The organism is uncultured Litoreibacter sp. (assembly GCF_947487515.1).
Lineage (GTDB): Bacteria > Pseudomonadota > Alphaproteobacteria > Rhodobacterales > Rhodobacteraceae > Litoreibacter.
On sequence record NZ_CANKWO010000002.1, the window covers coordinates 20473 to 39417 of the forward strand.

General features: G+C 57.5%; 4 protein-coding genes. 2 read left to right on the plus strand and 2 right to left on the minus strand.

Going from position 1 to position 18945, the window contains the following annotated elements:
* Positions 1-166: 166 nt before the first annotated feature.
* Together repB and repA are read right to left on the minus strand one after the other, a co-directional pair.
* Positions 167-1114, minus strand: a complete 948-nt coding sequence (gene repB / locus Q0746_RS05615) for a plasmid partitioning protein RepB (protein WP_298258130.1) — start codon at positions 1112-1114, stop codon at positions 167-169.
* Positions 1115-2299 carry a plasmid partitioning protein RepA gene (gene repA / locus Q0746_RS05620; protein WP_298258132.1) on the minus strand — a complete coding sequence of 395 codons (1185 nt, stop codon included), beginning with the start codon at positions 2297-2299 and terminating at the stop codon, positions 1115-1117. It abuts the gene before it with no gap.
* A gap of 369 nt (positions 2300-2668) precedes the next feature.
* Here repA and Q0746_RS05625 point away from each other — a divergent pair, with 369 nt between their 5' ends.
* Complete coding sequence (locus tag Q0746_RS05625) at positions 2669-15367, plus strand: hypothetical protein (protein WP_298258134.1); 12699 nt, start codon at positions 2669-2671, stop codon at positions 15365-15367.
* The gene (locus Q0746_RS05630; RefSeq protein ID WP_298258136.1) at positions 15364-18918 is read left to right on the plus strand and encodes a hypothetical protein; all 3555 of its coding nucleotides are present in this window, start codon (positions 15364-15366) and stop codon (positions 18916-18918) included. Before Q0746_RS05625 ends, Q0746_RS05630 begins: the two co-directional genes overlap by 4 nt.
* The last annotated feature ends 27 nt before the right edge of the window (positions 18919-18945 follow it).

Genomic DNA, 18945 nt, shown 5'->3' on the forward strand with positions numbered 1-18945 from the left:
CCCTGCCCTGCGCGGCACGCAGAGTTGACTGGATCATCGGATGTGGGCTATCTCAAAAGTGCAAAGATCGAGAAGGGCCTTCCGGGATCATACCTGGGGGGCTTTTCTTATTTCAGCCGTTGTCTGCTTTCTTGTCGTGCCTTTCTTTGGTTGCTCTTCCTCGGGGTTAGTCTTCCGTCGCGCTTTCTTTGAAGCGATCGTGAAGCTCTTGGATCAAGCTGTCTGCGTGGGTGTTGACCCATTGGTCGAACCCCTCTGCAGTGCGCGCCTGAATGGTTAACGTGACGCCACGCGGGCCTGTCTTGATGTCCGCCACGGCCTTGCCCCCTGCCCTTAAGGTGCGGGCTTTGGGCGGGGATTTCTTGGGCTTGTCTTGTTTTTGCACCGCACGCGCCAGCACAAGGTCGAAGCGCGCGTCGGAGCTGCCTTTGAAGTCAGGTGTCTTCATAAAGGCCAAAACGCGGGCCTTTACGCTATCGGATTCGAGCGCCTTCGCCAGATCGAACCAACGATCACGCCCAATGCTTGGGGCCGATCCGATTTGGCGTAGAAATTCCAAATCAAAGGCGGTGCCAATCTTCAGCAGCCGCGACACCATGGGCAAATCCAGCGACAGCGCTGCGGCGATTGTCTGCCGGTCATATCCGCCGTCCTGCAATTGCGCGGCAAAGGACGCTTTTTCGATAAAGCTGAGGTCTTGGCGCGCCGTGTTCTCCTGACCTTGCGCCATGATCAGCGCGTGATCGTCGAGTTGACGGATCATCGCTTTCACCGGCAGGCCGAGATCCCGCAACGCCCTCAGACGGCGTCGACCATATACGATTTCATAGCGGCCCTGTTTGGAGCTATGCGGGCGCAGCAGCACTGGAACCTGCTGGCCATAGGTGCTGAGGCTCTCTTTGAGCTGCGTTTGGGCCGTTGGGTCGACGCCCAAACGGTCTTCCACACCGGCGTCATCGACCAAGTTAGGGTCTATTTCCTGCACTGCGCCTTCTTGCAGCTTGGTCAGGGAGGATTGCAGCGCACCCACGGCACCGCGGCGTGCTGGGGCAGGGGCCGGCGCGGGGCGCTCTGCCTTGGTGATGTCTGAACTTAAGATGCCTTTACGTGCCATTTAACGACCCCATGCTTGTTGAAGCAGTGTTTCAATCTCATCGTTCACAAGATTGAGTGAATCGACCGCGCGGTCATAGGTATTTCGGTGGAATGCCGATCTTTCGACTTCGTAGATGGTCTGCTGCGTTAAGCCCGCGTCCGAAATCGCCGTGGATTTCAGCATTGGCGCCACCATGACTTCCTCGGCAAACAGTTGCCGCAGGAAGGCCACGACCTGTTGCTGCGGTCCGTCGTTTGGCTCGTAACGATTGATCAAGAAGCGCATGAAATCGAAGCGCATATCTGCCCCCGCATCAGAGACAACGTCCAAAAGATCGGCGCTCATCTGCAAGAACTGCGACATGGAGGCGACATCCAGCATGTTCGGCACGATCGTGATGAACACACCGGTCGAGGCACATAGGGCCGCCATGGTGAGATAGCCAAGCTGCGGCGGGCAGTCGAACAGGATGACATCGTAGTCATCCTCGACTTCCTGCAAGGTTGTTGCCAGCCGCGCGAAAAACGGGGGCTGAATATTCGTCCGAAGGGCTTGCGGGGTCTCATGTTCGAATTCTTGCAACAGCAAGCCGCCCGGAGCGAGGTCGATCCCAGTGAAAAACGTCTTTTGCACAATCTGGGAGAAGGGGACCGGATCATCATAGCGGATCGCGTCATAGATCGTGCCGGACTCGATGAAATCCACCTCGGGCGTATAGCCAAACAAGGTGGTTAGAGACGCTTGCGGGTCAATATCGACGCATAGAACGCGGTAGCCCTTTAGAGCCAAACGTTGCGCAGTATGGATCGCGCTTGTCGTTTTGCCAGAGCCGCCTTTGAAGTTCAAAAAGGAAAGGACCTGAACTTTATCTTCGGGGCCGCGCCCACGCTGATAGCTTCCTTTGGTCTTCGCGGTTTTCTCTAGGGTTTCACGGATTTCAAGCAGGTTTGCGGCGGAATAGAGTCTTCTTCCACCAGCCGTGGCCTGAACATCAGCGATTTTCTCGTCGAAATGAAGCTTGCGCAGAAAGCTTGTGGATATCCCCAACAGTTCGGCCGCTTCACCGGCGGAGAACAGGCGCAGCTCTTTGCGCGCATCAGGTGCAAACACCTTAAGCATATGGCTGTGTAGGGCCGTGCTTAAGTCTTCCGCATTCTCTCGAATACGGGTATTGATATTGAAAAGCCCACGCGACTTTAACATTGGTTTTTACCGCCCATTGAGTAACGCTTTTTTTCGATAGCGCTTTGTTTATCGTTTCTTAGATCAAAAATGGGGCGTCTGGCAACTGATTCTTGGCTCTACCTAGGGCTCAGGCCCGATTTGCCGCCACAACACGCCGTAAAAGCGCCTCTGGCTGGATAGGATTCCTGACTGTGCTGATTTGGCATCACAGCTGCAGATTGAGAATCCTTGTCGCAAAATATACTCATAGCGCAAAAAATGCCGCTACTGTTTGAAGCTTATTAGTTCGGTTTTTTCCCCGTGTCCGCCGCGTAGTCGGTGCGTAGTGTTTTTCAACTCCAACCTAACTTCGGAACCAACCGAAGATATGTGACAGGGACATTGAATATGACCATTTTCGCCCGCTGCTATAAGCGTGGTATTTCATTATTCAGCAGCGTTATTGCTGCGGGTGTAATTGCAAGCCCTGCACAGGTAGACGCGACAACGTTTACGACAACCGTTCCCGGCACATCAATCACGCTTCCGGACGACTATCCAGAAGCGGGTGGGGTGGCCATCGTCATGGTGGGTGTCAACGGAAACATCTATTACCAGTTCTCTGACCCTTCGAACGCCTTTCGCGGGTTCAACAACCGCGCGAACCGCAACGAACTTGAGGGCAACCCCTTCACCGTAAACGACCCGATCCCCTTGGATTGTGGCTTTAGTTCATGTCGTGACTATTTTGGTGGCGATCTTGCCAATGTCTATATTCGCTTCTCGGCCTTTGATGGGGATACCCAAGTTAACGGCTTTGACGAGAACGATATCAACCTTGTGATCAACGGCTTTGATGTTGGCAACTGGTCGGGGCGGACGACAGAGATCACCTCGACAAACGGGCTGCAATCTCAGGGTTTTGTGGATGGCTTCGGGAACAACACATTCAACACCGGCTGGTTCAACTCATCCAACCCCGCCTTGTTGGACAATCTTTTGGACACCGGCAGAACCGTAACGCAGGTTCGCGACGATGATCCGAATGACAACTTTTGGAACTTCCAGCTGGGACCGAGGCTTTCCCGACCCGAAATTTCGACAGTTGCCCCGGGTTACACGATTGAAAAAACCGCCTCGGTCCCGACTTACGCGGCCGTTGGGGATCCAGTTACCTATACATATGTCATCAGCAACGTCGGGTCCGTTTCCATTCGCAACTTGGTTGTTGAGGACGACCAGATTGACGAAAGTGCCACCCCAATCGTTTGTAATGTCACGACCATCAACCCGCGCCCCTTTGAGGATGTGCGCGGACCGGAGCAAGCAACCTGTTCGGTTGTGTATGAGATTGACCAAGACGACATTGATCGCGGTTTCTTAACGAATATCGCGAGCGGGGAAGGGCAGCCTGATGAGGGCGACTTGGGGGCTGTTGAAGACACGGTCACCATTAACGGACCAACCGCCGCACCTGTTCTGAGCATCAGCAAGACCTCCGTGTTGGACGCACCGGGCCAGACTTTCGGCAATGCGAACTCAACCGTTCCCTATGTGATCACAGCCACAAATGATGGCAATGTGACACTCACCAATGTTCAGCTGTCGGATGATCTTATTCCAGCGTTCAGCTGTACTATTGCGCAATTGCTGCCGGGAGAAAGCGATAGCTGTACCGCAAGCTACACCGTTCTACAGTCTGACGTTGATGATTTCGCGGCGAACCCCGCCAATGAACTGGTGAACGTCGCACGGGGAACCGCGACTGCGGCGCGTGGAACCGTAGCACCCGCATCAGACAGCCTCAGCATTCCGGGCCCTGCGGCGGCCCCCGATTTTACAATCGCCAAAACCGCATTGAACGGCACCTATTCCGACGTTGGCGAGACACTGCAATACAACATCGAGATCACAAACACAGGGAATGTGACCTTCCCGAACACGCCGGTTGTGACAGAGGCTTTGGCGGGGGCATCGGTAAGCTGCCCGACCGGTCCGGTTGCGCCAACCCAAACCGTGGTGTGTCAGGTCAGCTATGATGTGCTTCAAGGCGATATCAATGACGGCAAGATCGACAATGAAGTAACGGCTGACATCACCGTGGGCGGCGTGAACGTCGATAAATCGGCCGAAGCAACAGTGACGGCAACGCGCACAACCGGCTTGACCTTGGTTAAGCGTTTGGCCTCCTCGTCGCCGACGTCATTCGATGATGCAGCCCAAACAATCGAGTATGAATATGTCCTGACAAACACGGGCAATGTCACGCTGCAAAACCCAAGCGTTGTAGACGATCAGGTCGATATTCTCGGGGCGGTCTCTTGTCCGGCTGGCGATATTTTACCAGATGCAAGCACGACCTGTACGGCCAGTTATTCGACCTTGCAGTCGGATTTGAATGCGGGCGAAGTCGTCAACCTAGCGACCGCATCTGCCACCACAGCTGGGGCAGGGGGCACGGAAACTGTCACCTCTTCGGAAGAAACCCTGACGGTCCCAGCGGTGCAAAATCCGGCTCTAACATTGGTGAAAACCGGTGCCGATCCTGCGTCATTCTCGGTTGGGGAGACGATCACCTACACCTTCACGGTAACCAACAGCGGCAACACGGATCTGACTGGCCCGTTTACGATCAATGACAACAAGATCGGGAACAACCTGTCTTGCATCGCGGGGCCTTTGGCGCGCGGCGCGTCTGCAAGCTGCGACATAGACTACACATTGCTGACCGCAGATGTGGCAGCGGGGGCGGTTACAAATATTGCCACTGCAACGGACGGGACTGTCACCTCCCCAGATGCAACGGAGACCGTTTCCAACGCGGGCACGCCTGCCATTCGCGTCACCAAAGAAGCATTAACGGACCCGATCGGAGCCACCGACACGAGTGTTCGCTACCGGTTCACCATTGAGAACATAGGCGACACACAGATTATCGAATCCGTCTCGCCGATCACCATCACCGACGACAAAATTAACGCATCCCCCTTTATCTGTGGCGGTGCGCAACCCAGCATCCTGAATGTTGGCGCCTCCTATACGTGTCAGCGCAATTACAACAACATCAGCCAAGATGAGCGCGACGCAGGCGAGGTGGTGAATACGGTTTCGGGATCCTTCCCGTTCAACACCGGCACCGGCACGATCCAAGTGACCAGCCAAGAATTCGTAGAAACTACTCCGATCACCGAAGACCTGAGCTTCACCTTCGCCAAGGAACAAGACGGGCCGGACACATTCCTCGCCGTAGATGACGTGCTGACCTACACCTTTACGATTGTGAATGACGGCAATGTCTCGCTTGCGAGCGTGTCTATTTCGGACAGCTTGATCCCGAATGTAAGCTGCCCGATCAGCGACCTTGCGCCAGGTGCGACGGGAACATGTACCGCGCAATATACTGTGCTTCAGAAAGACGTGGATGCAGGCACCATCACGAACACCGCGACCGCCACTGGCGCAAGCGATCAGGGCAGCCAATTCACCCCGCCAGATGCGACAGAGGTCTCGACCTTAGACCCTGCCGGCTCCATCTTTGGGTTGGCGGTAAGCAAAACCGCCGACAAAGCCACTTTCGCCACCGTGGGAGAGGCGATCAGCTACACCATCGAGGTGACGAACGACGGCACCAAGACGCTCACCAATACTGTTGTGACCGACATTTTGGACCCAGCATTTAGCTGCACAATTCCAACGCTTGCACCAAACACCAGTTCTGACATTTGCCGCTTCACCCATATTGTCACGCAAGATGACATCGATGCAGGGCAGGTGGACAACACCGCGACCGCGACGAACCCGTTGGTGACAGATGGGCCGGACACCAGCTCCGAGACTGTGAATGGTCCGACGCGGACCGCGTCGATCGAAATCGAGAAAACGGCCCTAAGCGGATACACGAATGTCGGCGACACGGTCGATTTTGCCATCCGCGTGCGCAACACGGGCAATGTCACTGTGCTTGGTGTGAATGTCGAAGATGCGTCTCTTTTCACCCCAGCCGAGACATGCGCCGTGGGCGACATCGTGCCCGGATTTGACGCAGTTGTCTGCACCGTGACCTATACGGTCGACCAAGACGACATTGATGCGGGATCAATTACAAACCTGGCCACAGTTACCGGCACAGGCGCAGAGGGCACCCAGCTCAGCGAGACCGGAACCGACACCGCCACCGGCCCGACCGCCAATCCGCAGGTTGAGGTGGTCAAGACAGCAGCCCAGCCGACCTTTAGCGGCCCAACAGACAGTTTTGATTTTACATTTACCGTGACCAATACGGGCAATGTGACATTGACCAACCTAGAACTGGTTGATGTCGACGCTGATGGCGAAACCTTTCGTTGTGACGTGCCCGACCTGCCGCCTGCGCCCGCAGCCAACAGCACCACCACCTGTGTGGGCGGCGCGCCGATGTCCTTCACCAAGTCCTTTGATCAAGGGGATGTAGACGCATCGAGCTATACAAATACCGCGACGGTTACCGGCGAAAGCTTGGTCGGCGGGGCCGCAGTGACGGATGAAGATGCGGAAACCGTAACGGGACCTACGCAGACCCTTTCCCTGTCGCTCAACAAGCGAGAGACATTTGGCACAACCTTCTCAACGGTCGGGGAGGTCATCACATATGAATATGACGTCACCAACACCTCGAATGTGACGTTGAATGGTGCGATCACAGTGACGGATTCTGTCACCTCGCGAACCCCGAACATCACGGTCCCCGTGACATGTCCCAATTTGCCGATCACGGGTCTGGCCCCTGGGGCCATACACACCTGCACGGCTGACTACGAAGTCACCCAAGAAGATATCGACCTTGGCGCTGTAACCAACACCGCGACCGCCGCCACAGAGCAACGTATCAACGGCGAAGCCAACCCGACCACCGCCACGACGGCCCCAGACAGCGAAACCGTCAACGCACAACAGGCGCCAGCCTTCACTATTTCGAAAGCCATCAAATCCGGATCGGCCACAACCTTTACCAATGTCGGCGACCAGATCACCTATGAATACACGGTCGAAAACACCGGCAATGAGACCCTAACATCGCCAATCACGGTATCAGATGACCAGATTGCGGGCACCACAACCTGCGGGCCTGTGCCGGTTGCCCCTGGCGACAGCGTCACTTGCGAACTTGTTTGGAGTGCGACCCAAGATGCCATCAACGTGGGATCGATCACCAATGTCGGAACCGCCTCCAGCCCCGATGTTCCGACAGATGCGACAGATGACTTTACCGCATCAGCGGTGCAGGAGCCGGGCTTGTCGGTCGAGAAGAACAACACCAGCGTCAACTTCCAAAACAACGGTATCGTTGCCTATGAATACATCATCCGAAACACCGGCAACACCGAGATTGACACATCGTCCCTGACGGTCACCGACAGCCGCATTGCAAGTGTTTCTTGTCCTGCGGGCGGCGGGGTTTTGACGCCTTTGCGCATCGATCCCAATGCATCCTACACTTGTACCGCGACCTATCAGGTCACGCTTGTTGACGTGGATTTGGGTGAGGTTACCAACCTTGCTTCGGTCTCGGACGGCACAACGACCAGCCCGCAAACATCTGAAACAGTTCCTGCAGGGGCTGATCCGTCTTTGTCCTTGACGAAAACCGTTGTCAGTGGCGACGGATTTAGCGCTGTGGGTGACCGGATCGAGTTCGAGTTCAGGGTGGAAAACACTTCGGTCAACCCGCCGGGGGCCTCTTTCTCGCAGCCCATTGAAATCAATGACCCCGACATCGGTCCGTCGTTTACCTGCTTTACGCCCGCTTTACCGGACACTTTCGACGCCGGAGAATTTGACACCTGCACGGCTGAGTATTTCGTCACCCAAGACGATTTGGACGCAGGCGAAGTGGTGAATGAAGCGATTGCGACAACGATCTTTGCCCCGAACAACCCGAACCCGATCACAGTGGTATCCGCACCGGCGACAGCCACGGTTCCCTCTGCAGCCGACCCCGGCATCACCGTGACAAAATCCGTCACTGGAGGGCCAACAAACCCGAAAGTTGGCGAGACAATTGAATATACACTGATCGCGACCAACACCGGTAACCAGACCTTGGATCAGGTGATGATCACCGATGATCTGATCGACAGTTTGACCTGTACTGTCGCTGACGGGGCAGGCGGCCAGATCGCGGCCCCTGCGAATGTTGAACTGGCACCTGACGAGCTGCTGACCTGTACCGGCAGCTACACGTTGACCCAAGACAACATCGATGACCAAGAGGTCGTCAACACGGCCTCGGCCATGGGCAATGACCCGCGCGGCGACAGCCAGACGGACTCTGTGACCAACACATTTACAGACGTGGACCCGACGGGACCGGAATTGACCGTAACGAAGGCCGTAACCCCAGTGCCCGGCGCAGGCGACCCTGCTTACTCGGGGGTTGATCAAGTCGTCACATTCGCGATCACCGTCGTGAACTCCGGCAATATTACAGTTGATGGCGTCACTGTTTTGGACACGCCCAGCACAGTCAACGCAGCGACACCGGCGAATTGCAGCATTGGCACGCTGGCACCAGGCGAGGTTTCGACGTCGTGTTTCTTTGAAGTCATCATGACGCAGGACGAAATCGACAACGGCTCTTTCGACAATGACGCGACAGCCACAGGAACCCCTCGCACAGGCGGCAGTGTCGAAGGCACGGGATCGGTGACGGTTCAAGGCCCCGACGCGGAACCTGCCTTCGCCATGTCCAAGACTGCGGATGTCTCGGATTTCACCGCAGCTGGCGATATCATCACCTACACCTATGTGGTCGGCAACGCCGGCAATGTGACCCTATTTGCCCAACCCAGCGTCTTTGACGACAAGATCGGCACCTTTGACTGCGGCACCATTCCGGCCGCAGGTTTGCTGCCGACCGAGACCGTTCAATGCACGCGGACCTATGAGGTCACCCAGATTGACATGGATGCGGGCTTCGTCACCAATGAAGCGGAAGTGACCTCATCCGAGATCACGACCCCAGCGGAGGCCACGGAAACCGTTGAGGGCACCCGCACAACGGGCGTGGCCTTGGTCAAAACGCCGTCTATCCCAACAAACGCAGTTGAGGGTGACGTCATTGAATACAGCTATACCGTTGAAAACACCGGCAATACGCGTTTGTTTAATGCAGCTGTGACCGACAGCCAAACGAGTGCGGCGGGCACGAATGTTCTAGCCATCGCGGGCGATACCCTGCGCACCGACACGGCGCCCGCAAATGACAGCACCGACAGCGGCGCCAATGGCAGCTGGGACATATTGGCCCCGGGTGACATCGCAGAATTCACCGCCAGCTACACGGTGACCCAAGCCGATATCGATGCGGGCAACCCGTTGACCAACACTGCCAGCGTCAGCGCCACGGGCCCACCGGGAACGGACCCAGTGACGGACGAGAAAACCGTCACAATTCCGGTCGAGGCGACAAATCCGGCCTTGGACGTTGTGAAGCTGGTCAGCGGATCGACAGGGACGACCGCTGGCTCCACCATCACCTTTGCTATCACGGTCAGAAACAGCGGCAACGTCACTTTGGATGCGCCGGTGTTGGTTGATACATTGACCCGCACAGATGGCACGCCTTTGGTGCTGACCTCCGGCCCAGATTGGGACACCAACGACACGGGCGCCGCGGGCAAGCTTGATGTGGACGAGACTTGGACTTACGAGGCCACATACGTCCTAGACCAAGCCGACATCGACGCCGGTGGTGTGGCGAACCAAGTGCTGGCGACCAGCAACGGCCCGAATGGCGACGCGGCGGAAGACCGGTCCGGAAATGGCCAGCCCAGCGGCGAAGACAGCCCGACTGTGTTCTCTGTGCCGTCCCAACCCGCGATTGAGGGGGAGAAAACAATCACCTCCAGCACTGTGACGGTGGGCGAAGTGGTTACCTTCAAGATCACCGCGACGAACACCGGCAATGTGACGCTGACCGGTGTGACAGTGGGCTCCGACACGCTGACCCGTTCAGATGCCGCCAACACACCGCTGACATTGACGACCCAGCCTGCATTCCAAAGCGCGGATCAGAACTCACCTTCTGGCACCTTGATCCCCGGCGAGACCGCGACATTCGTGGCGAGCTACCGTTTGGTTCAAGAAGACATCGACGCGGGCGGCATTGCGAATACGGCCACAGTATCGGGCACCCCACCTGTGGGATCACCGGTGAGTGACGTGACAGACAATGGCGATGACGGCGACGGCAACACCGAAGATGACCCCACCGCGCTGGTAGTGCCCGCTGATCCGTCCCTGAGCATAGAAAAGACTTTGGACGCAGCAGAGCCAGGAAACTACGACACCTTAGACCAAGAGATCAAATTCGACTTCACAATCACCAACACGGGGAATGTGACACTTGAAGGCCCGTTCACGGTGTCTGACCAGTTGATCGAAGACCAAGGTGGCGCTGTGGTTTGTCCGGCCGCAACGCTTGCCCCTGACGCAGAAGTGGTGTGCATGGGGTCGTATTTCGTGACACAGGAAGATCTGGATACCGGCAGCTTCACCAATGCGGCCACCGCATCTGATGGCACCTCAACCAGCCCTGAAGACACGATCACCGTACCGGCGTTGCAAAACCCGTCCATGGAAGTCGAAAAAGTAGCCGACTCCGTGCCGCCTGCTGATTTCGACGAAGGTAATGAAGTCAATTACACCTACACGGTCACAAACAACGGGAACGTGACGCTGACGGATCCGATCACCGTGTCCGACAACCTGATCCCAGCCGTGACCTGTGAAGACTTGCCCGCAGGTGGCCTGTTGCCAGACGACAGTTTGCAGTGTGTCGGCACCTATACGATCACCGCCGATGACGTGACCTTGTTCACCGTGACGAACCTTGCGTCGTCCACCAGCGGCACCATCGAAAGCCCGCTGACATCCGAGACCATCCCAGACAACGCAACACCGTCGATCAGCATCGTCAAAACGGCCGCCGCAGGCTCTACCTTTGCGGAAGTCGGGGATATTTTGACCTATACCTTTGACGTGACCAACGACGGCACGCAGGCTTTCAGCGCCGCCGTGACGATCTTTGATGACAAGATCCCAGGCGGGGACACCGGTCTGGATTGCCCATTGCCCGCAGGGGATTCGACCCTGAGTGCCGGACAGACAATCTCTTGCGAATTTACCTATGCGGTGACGCAAGACGATCTGGATGAGGGAGAAGTCATCAACGAAGCCTATGCGCAAACCAGCTTCGGTGATCCGACCAACCCCACACCGGTGACATCCGCCCCGACCACCGAAACGGTTGCCGCAGATGAGCGCCCCGCGTTGACGTTGGACAAAACATCGAACCCGAACCCGTCTGGCCCAGTTGACAGCATCATCACCTATACGCTGATCGTCACCAACACAGGGAACCAAACCTTGAACACGGTGGCTGTGACCGACGATCGCTTGCCGGGTTTGGTGTGCGAAGTGGCGACCTTGGCCCGCGGGGACACGTTGACCTGTTCCGAGGACTACCAAGTCACCCAAGAAGACATCGACAATGGCGGTATCGAGAACATTGCCAGCGCCACAGCGCAGACACCAACGGGCGCAGGCGTAGGCCCGATTGATGCGGTAGAGAACACAGATGTGCCACCTGCCGCGCCCAGCCTGACGGTTGAAAAATCGGCCAGCCCGACCACGCTTGGCCCTGTTGGCAGTGACGTTACATTTAGCTTCGAAGTGACCAACACGGGGACGACCACCCTGCAAAACATCATGGTAGATGATGTGCTTGACGTTGGTCCGGCCTGTATCATTGACCGCTTGGCACCGCTTGAAGTGGATGGGGTCACCTGCTCGTTCATACTTGAGGTGACGCAAGACATGGTCGATGAGGCGGGCGTTACCAATAGCGTCAACGTCACCGGAACCGACTTGCTGGGCAACGATACGTCGAACACAGACACGATCACTGTGCCAGGCCCGCTACGTGCGCCTGCGCTTGAGGCAACAAAGATAGCGACGACTACAGGTCAAAGTGTCGACGACATTGTCACCTACTTCCTAAGTGTCGAGAACACCGGAAATGTGACCCTAACTTCGCCCTCGATCACCGATACAATGGTGCGCAACAACAACACGCCAACCGCGCTGACGACGGCCTTTGCCTTCCAAAACGGGGATACCGACAATGATGGTGCCTTGGATGTAGACGAGACTTGGGTCTACAGCGCCACCCATGTGATCACACAAAGCGACATCAACGCGGGCGGCTTCACCAACACCGCCACCGTGACGGCTGACGGCCCAACTGGCACAGGCAGCGTCAGCGATGTATCTGACAATGGGAACGATGGCGACGGCAACACCACCGATGATGTGACGCCATTCGACATCACCTCCGAGCCGCAGATCACGACCGTGAAGGCTGTTTCCGGCACCCCGGGCACCATTGCCGGTGAGACGGTCGTCTGGACCATCACCGCACGCAATACCGGCAATGTCGATGTGACCGGCGTGACCATCACCGACACGCTGACACGCGCGGATGGCACCCCGTTGCCCGCGCCGAGCTTGGTGAACCAGTCCGGCACCACCGACTTGCCCGCCAGCACAGAGATCGTTTGGCAGGCGACGCATGTTCTGACCCAAGAAGACATTGACGCGGGCGGGATTTCAAACTCGGCCACCATTACGGGTGAAGCGCCAGATGGATCCAGCGTCACCGACACATCCGCCAATGATGACCCGTTCGATGGCAACACTGAAGATGACCCGACTGTCGTTTCCATTCCGGCGGAACCAGGTTTGGATGTTGTCAAAACGCTGACCACCCCAGGCCTGCGTGCTGGCGATGTTGTGGCCTTCTCTGTCACCGTGGAAAACACCGGAAATGTGACCCTAAACAACGTCAGCGTGGCAGATTCCATGACCCGTATTGGCGGGGGTGACTTAACTGTCGATAGCGTGCGCTTTGTGTCTGCAAGCGAAGGATCAGCAGAGGGCACGGTGCTGGTCGACGAGACCGCCACCTACGAGGTGCTCTATACGTTGCAACTGGAAGATGTGGACGCGGGCGGGGTCTCGAACTCGGCCACCGCCACGGCCACGACGCCTCTTGGCGCGACCCTGTCGGACGTATCTCGCGATGATGACACGACCGACGGCAATGACTTGGATGACCCGACAGTGGCCGCCATTGATGCCCAGCCGTCCAACACCCTGACAAAAACCGCAAGCGAGCCAACGGCCTTGTTCCCCGGAGTTTATCAGGTGACCTTTACGCTGGTCACTGAAAACACCGGCAACATCACCCAAAGCGGCTATCAGGTGACGGATGACTTGTCCGACTTTGCAGGAACGGCAACCATTTTGACCGAAGCCCCCTTTGGCAGCAGCGTGCGCGTTTCGGGCTTTGGAGGTACGCCAACCGCGAATTCCTCCTATGACGGCGTCACGGTCTTTGACACCATAACCGGCGATGCAAGTTTGGCCCCGAATGAGACCGGCACCGTTGAAATAGACGTGGTCTATCAGGTGGACCCTGGAACGGCGACGGCGGGCAACATCGGCAATGTCACCTCAACCGAGTTGAGCACGCCGACCCCAAGCAACCCCGCGACGGTTGCCTTGGCCGACACCGATGGGGACGGCATTCTGGACGGTATTGAGGGATGTAACCCATTGTCCGGCAATGACCGCGATGGCGATGGCATCTGTGACGCCGAGGACTTTGACCCGACCGGCTATTTCTACTGCGAAGACGATGGTCGCATTTTGCCGGGTGGCTCGATCTCGGTCACCGGACCTGCGGGCACCCAGACGGGCGTTGGCTTCTCGAACAACATTCGCATCGTCCAAGACGGTGCCAATGGTCAGTTCGTGTTCTTTGTGACCCGCCCTGGAACCTATACGTTGAACGCCACCTATCCGGCCTTGGGCCAACCCAGCACCACACGTCTGAGCCAAGGCAATATCGCGGCGTCTTCGCTGCTGCCTGCCAATCCGGCGTCGCTGGGCGGCTCTGAGTTGGGCAATACCAACGTGCTGTCTGACTTCTCCAGTGCGGGCAATCAGTTCTACACGTCCTTCACCTTTGCACCAGGTGATCCGTTCATCATCAACAACAACCTGCCTTTGGAAAACTGCCAAGGTATCCCTGATATTCTGGCCACCAAACAGGCGGATCGGGAAAGCGCTGTCTTTGGCGAGACGGTGAATTTCACCTTGGCCTTTACCAACAACACGTCAAACACGGTCAGCAATATGAACCTTGTCGACGTGCTGCCGGCTGGCCTGCTGTACACACCCAACAGCGCCGCTGTTGATGGCGCCCCATCGGAGCCCACGGTGAACGGCCTGCGCCTGACGTGGGCGGGCCTGAGCATTGCGCCGACGCAAACGATCACCGTGACCCTTGCCGCGCGCGTTGCCGCCAATGGCAGCTACGGGGAGCTGATCAACCGTGCCTTCATGACCGATGCCGCTGGCAATCAATTGTCAAACACCGCCACTGCCGTGGTGCGGATTGAGCCGGAACATGTCTTCGACTGCTCTGATATCATTGGGAAAGTTTTCGATGACGTGAACCAGAACGGCTACCAAGATCAAGGCGAGCCGGGCCTGCCGGGTGTGCGTTTGGCGACGGTGCAGGGCTACCTGATTACCACTGATGAATATGGCCGCTACCATGTGCCCTGCGCCGAGTTGCCGAAGTCCATTGGCTCCAACTTCACGCTGAAGCTGGACACGCGGACCTTGCCGACGGGCTACCGCGTCACCACCGAAAACCCGCGCGTTATCCGTGTGACAGCCGGTAAATTCGCCAAGCTGAACTTCGGCGCGGCTTTGTCCAATGTGGTTGATATTGATCTGACCGCGCGGGCCTTTACGGCGGACGGCAAGATGTCCAATGCGCTGGTCAAGGGCGTGGAGCGGTTGATTGCCAAGATCGAGGTCACCCCGTCGGTTCTGCGCCTGAGCTACATCCTGCGCGGGGAGGAGCCGAAACAGGCCCGTGCCCGCATCAAGCTGGTAGAGGACCTGATCCGCGAGAAATGGCGCGGGGGCGGAAGGTACAAACTGAACATTGAGAAAACGATCAAACGGGTCAAACGGCAGGAGGCGGACCAATGAAGACGACGACCTTGACCATCCGCGCTCTGGCAAGCTTATCCGTTCTGGCACTGAGTGCCGTTGCGGGCCACACTCAAAGCCTCAAGGTGGATTGCACCGTGAACGGTGGCCTGCCCGCTGCCTGCGAGCAACCCAATGCGGGTGAGGTTGTGGTCGTTGATCTTGGGGCCAACTCCGAGATCGATAATGACACCAATGTGGTAGACGGTTCGGGGTTCTCTATCTCCATTGACGGCGAAACTGTTGTGGGTGACGCGCGGGTCGAGGACCTTACGCGCAAGACCGACATCGCCCTGTCCAACGCCGATATTCAGGTGAAGTTCGACGGCCTTGGGGCCGACCCATCGCTTGATCTGGCGATCACTAACGCGCAGAAAAACTACAAGGCGGGGGATACGATCAGCTTCCGCTCCAAAACGAACTACCCAGCCTATATTGCGCGGGGCGAAGTGCGGTTTGTCGATTATTCCGCGCGCTCTGGCCCGCGGGTCGTGGCGGTTGTGCCTGTCAGCCCGAACGGCTCCGTCACGGTGCAAGTGCCGGAGGGCGACGACCTCGTGGCCATTCACCGCGTCTATGATGCGCGCGGCCGGTTTGACGAGACCGAAGCGCTTGGGTTGAACCAAGCGCAGAACGGTGATGCCGGCGGCAATTTGGCTGAGGTTGAGGAAGGGTCCGACCGGACCGCCATTCGCCGCATCCCGATTTCTGGAGGTGCGGTCACCGTTTATGGCACGGGCGTCCGCCACGGTGCCACGGTTCAAACCTTGGGCGAGACGATCACCCCCGCGCCTGATGGCAGCTTCATCGTGCAGCGCATTTTGCCTGCTGGCGACGCGCAGGTAGAGGTGCAGGTCAGCGGGGCAGGGGAGAACGTGTTCTTGCAGCGCGACATCACCATCCCGCGCTCGGAATGGTTTGGCGTGGCCACGGTGGATTTGACCTTTGGCTACCGCACCGATGGCGGCAAAGACGCAGCTGGCGGCAGCTTTGACAAAAGCTACAGCGAAGGGCGTTTGGCCTTCTATACCAAAGGCAAGACTGGCAACGGCTGGCAGATCACCGCAAGCGCCGACACCGGCGAAGAAGACCTGTCCGACATCTTCCGCAACATCGACAAGAAAGACCCGCGCCATCTGCTACTGCGGCTTGATAGCGACAAGGCCTATCCGGTTTACGGCGATGACAGCACCATCGAGGAAGATGCCCCGACCTCTGGAAAATTCTATCTGAAGGCTGAAAAAGACGGCAACTACGCGCTGTGGGGGAACTACAAGGGCAACATCAATGGCTCTGCCTTTTTGCGCAACGAACGGACGCTCTATGGCTTCCAAGGCCATTACGCAACGCAGGCCCAAACCGCCAAAGGTGAGCCACGCGCCAGCGTTGATCTTTACGCCGCACAACCGGACAACCTACCGGGGCGCGATGTATTCCGCGGCACCGGCGGCTCGGTCTATTTCTTGCAACGCCAAGACCTGTCTATCGGGTCCGAGACGATCAGCGTCGAAATTCGCGACCCCGACACCAATCGGGTGATCAGCCGCGAAACATTGGTCTATGGCCGCGACTACGACATCAACTACCTGCAAGGGATTGTGACCCTCGACAGGCCCCTGACGGGTGCTGTGGGCGGCGGCACTGTGATCACCGACCCGCTGGGCGAGAACACGGTCCTGCTGACTGTGAACTACGAATTTACGCCTACCGCAGGCACCATTGATGGCTATGCCTATGGCGGGCGTGTCGAGGTTTGGGCAACCGACAACTTGCGCTTTGGCGCGACTGGCATGGTTGAGCAAACGGATGTCGCCGACCAAACGGCCCAAGGTGTCGATTTGCGCTATGAGCTGACCGACAACACCTATGTTGATCTGGAATATGCCCGCACCGAAGGGCCAGGGTTTGGCCAATCCTTCTCGGCTGATGGGGGGCTCATTGTGTCCAACACGGCAGCCGCGGGGGGAACTGGCGAGGCCTATCTTGCACGTGGGCAGATAGAGTTTGCTGATCTGAATCCCGACCTCAACGGGCGCTTTAGCTTTTATGCAGAACAGCGCGAGGCTGGGTTCTCGACGCTGGATTACCAGACCGCGAATGACGAAGAGCTTTACGGCTTCGCGCTGGAATACCATCCGTCTCAGCAGCTCTCGTGGCGGCTGTATTATGACGACTTCGAGGACAGCGCTGGCAAAACCCTGCAAGAAGCGGGCGCCGAGCTGACCTATAAAGCGTCCGAGCGGTTCACATGGGACTTCGGTATCGAGCATATCCGCAAAAACACACCGGGTGACGCGGCTGAGACGGGCGAACGCACGGATGTGGCGGCCAAGCTGACCATCACCGAAAGCGAGCGGTTGGAATGGTATGTCTTCGCGCAAGGTACGGTGAAACGGTCAGGTGGCCTGACCCGCAACAACCGCGTTGGGGCAGGGGCCCGCTACGAGTTTGCCGAGAACTGGGCCTATGAGGGGGAGGTGTCTGACGGCTCCACTGGGGTAGGGGCCTTGGCATTAGTCACATATGACGACGGGGGCGATACGTCGTCCTACTTCGGCTACACGCTGGACCCTCGGCGCGAGTTTAATGGCGTGACATTGGCGGGCAAAGACCGTGGTCAATTCATCGCAGGGGGCCGCCGCAAATTGGGTCGTGACGTGTCGGTTTACGCCGAAAACACCTATGATCTCTTCGGCACCCACCGCTCGCTGACGTCGACCTATGGGGTGGATTACGAGCGCAGCGAAAGCCTGACCTATTCCGCATCCGCCGAGATCGGGCGCATCAATGATCCCGCTGGCGACTTTGATCGCACGGCCTTGTCCTTTGGCGCCCGCTATGAAACCCAAACGGGTATCTCTGCGCGGGGCCGCCTCGAGTTGCGGCGCGACAAGGGTATTCTATCCGGCACCCGCCGTGACGCTGATACTGTCGCTATGTCAGGGACCCTGCGCTACAAGCTTGACGAGGAACGCCGCCTGTTGCTGAGCTTTGATGGAAGCTACACGGACACCGACGGCTCCTCGATACCAGATGGTCGGTTTGCGGAATTTACCTTGGGGTATGCCTATCGCCCGATCAACAATGATCGTTTGAATGTTCTCGCCAAATACACCTATTTGCATGATCTTTACGGCCAAGAGGTAGATGGGACAAATCAACCTGGGCCAAGACAAAGAAGCCATGTTTTTTCGGTAGATGCCTCCTATGATGTTGATCGGCAATGGACGCTTGGCGGCAAAGTCGGCGCGCGTTTCTCCGAAAGCTCACCCAATGCGACGACGGCCTTTCAGGAAAATGACGCATGGCTGGTCGTGGCCAACGCACGGTATCACGTGACCCATAAATGGGACGCGTTGATCGAGGGTCGCGTCTTGCGCGCAGAGCAGGCTGGAACGACCGAATACGGCCTGCTGGGCGCCGCATACCGCCATATCGGGAACAACTATAAGGTCGGCGTCGGCTACAACTTCGGCAAGTTCTCGGACGACCTGACGGACCTGACGTTTGACGACCGCGGGATGTTCATCAACTTGATTGCGAAGTTTTGACGGGTTTAAGGTGAATGGGATACTGTC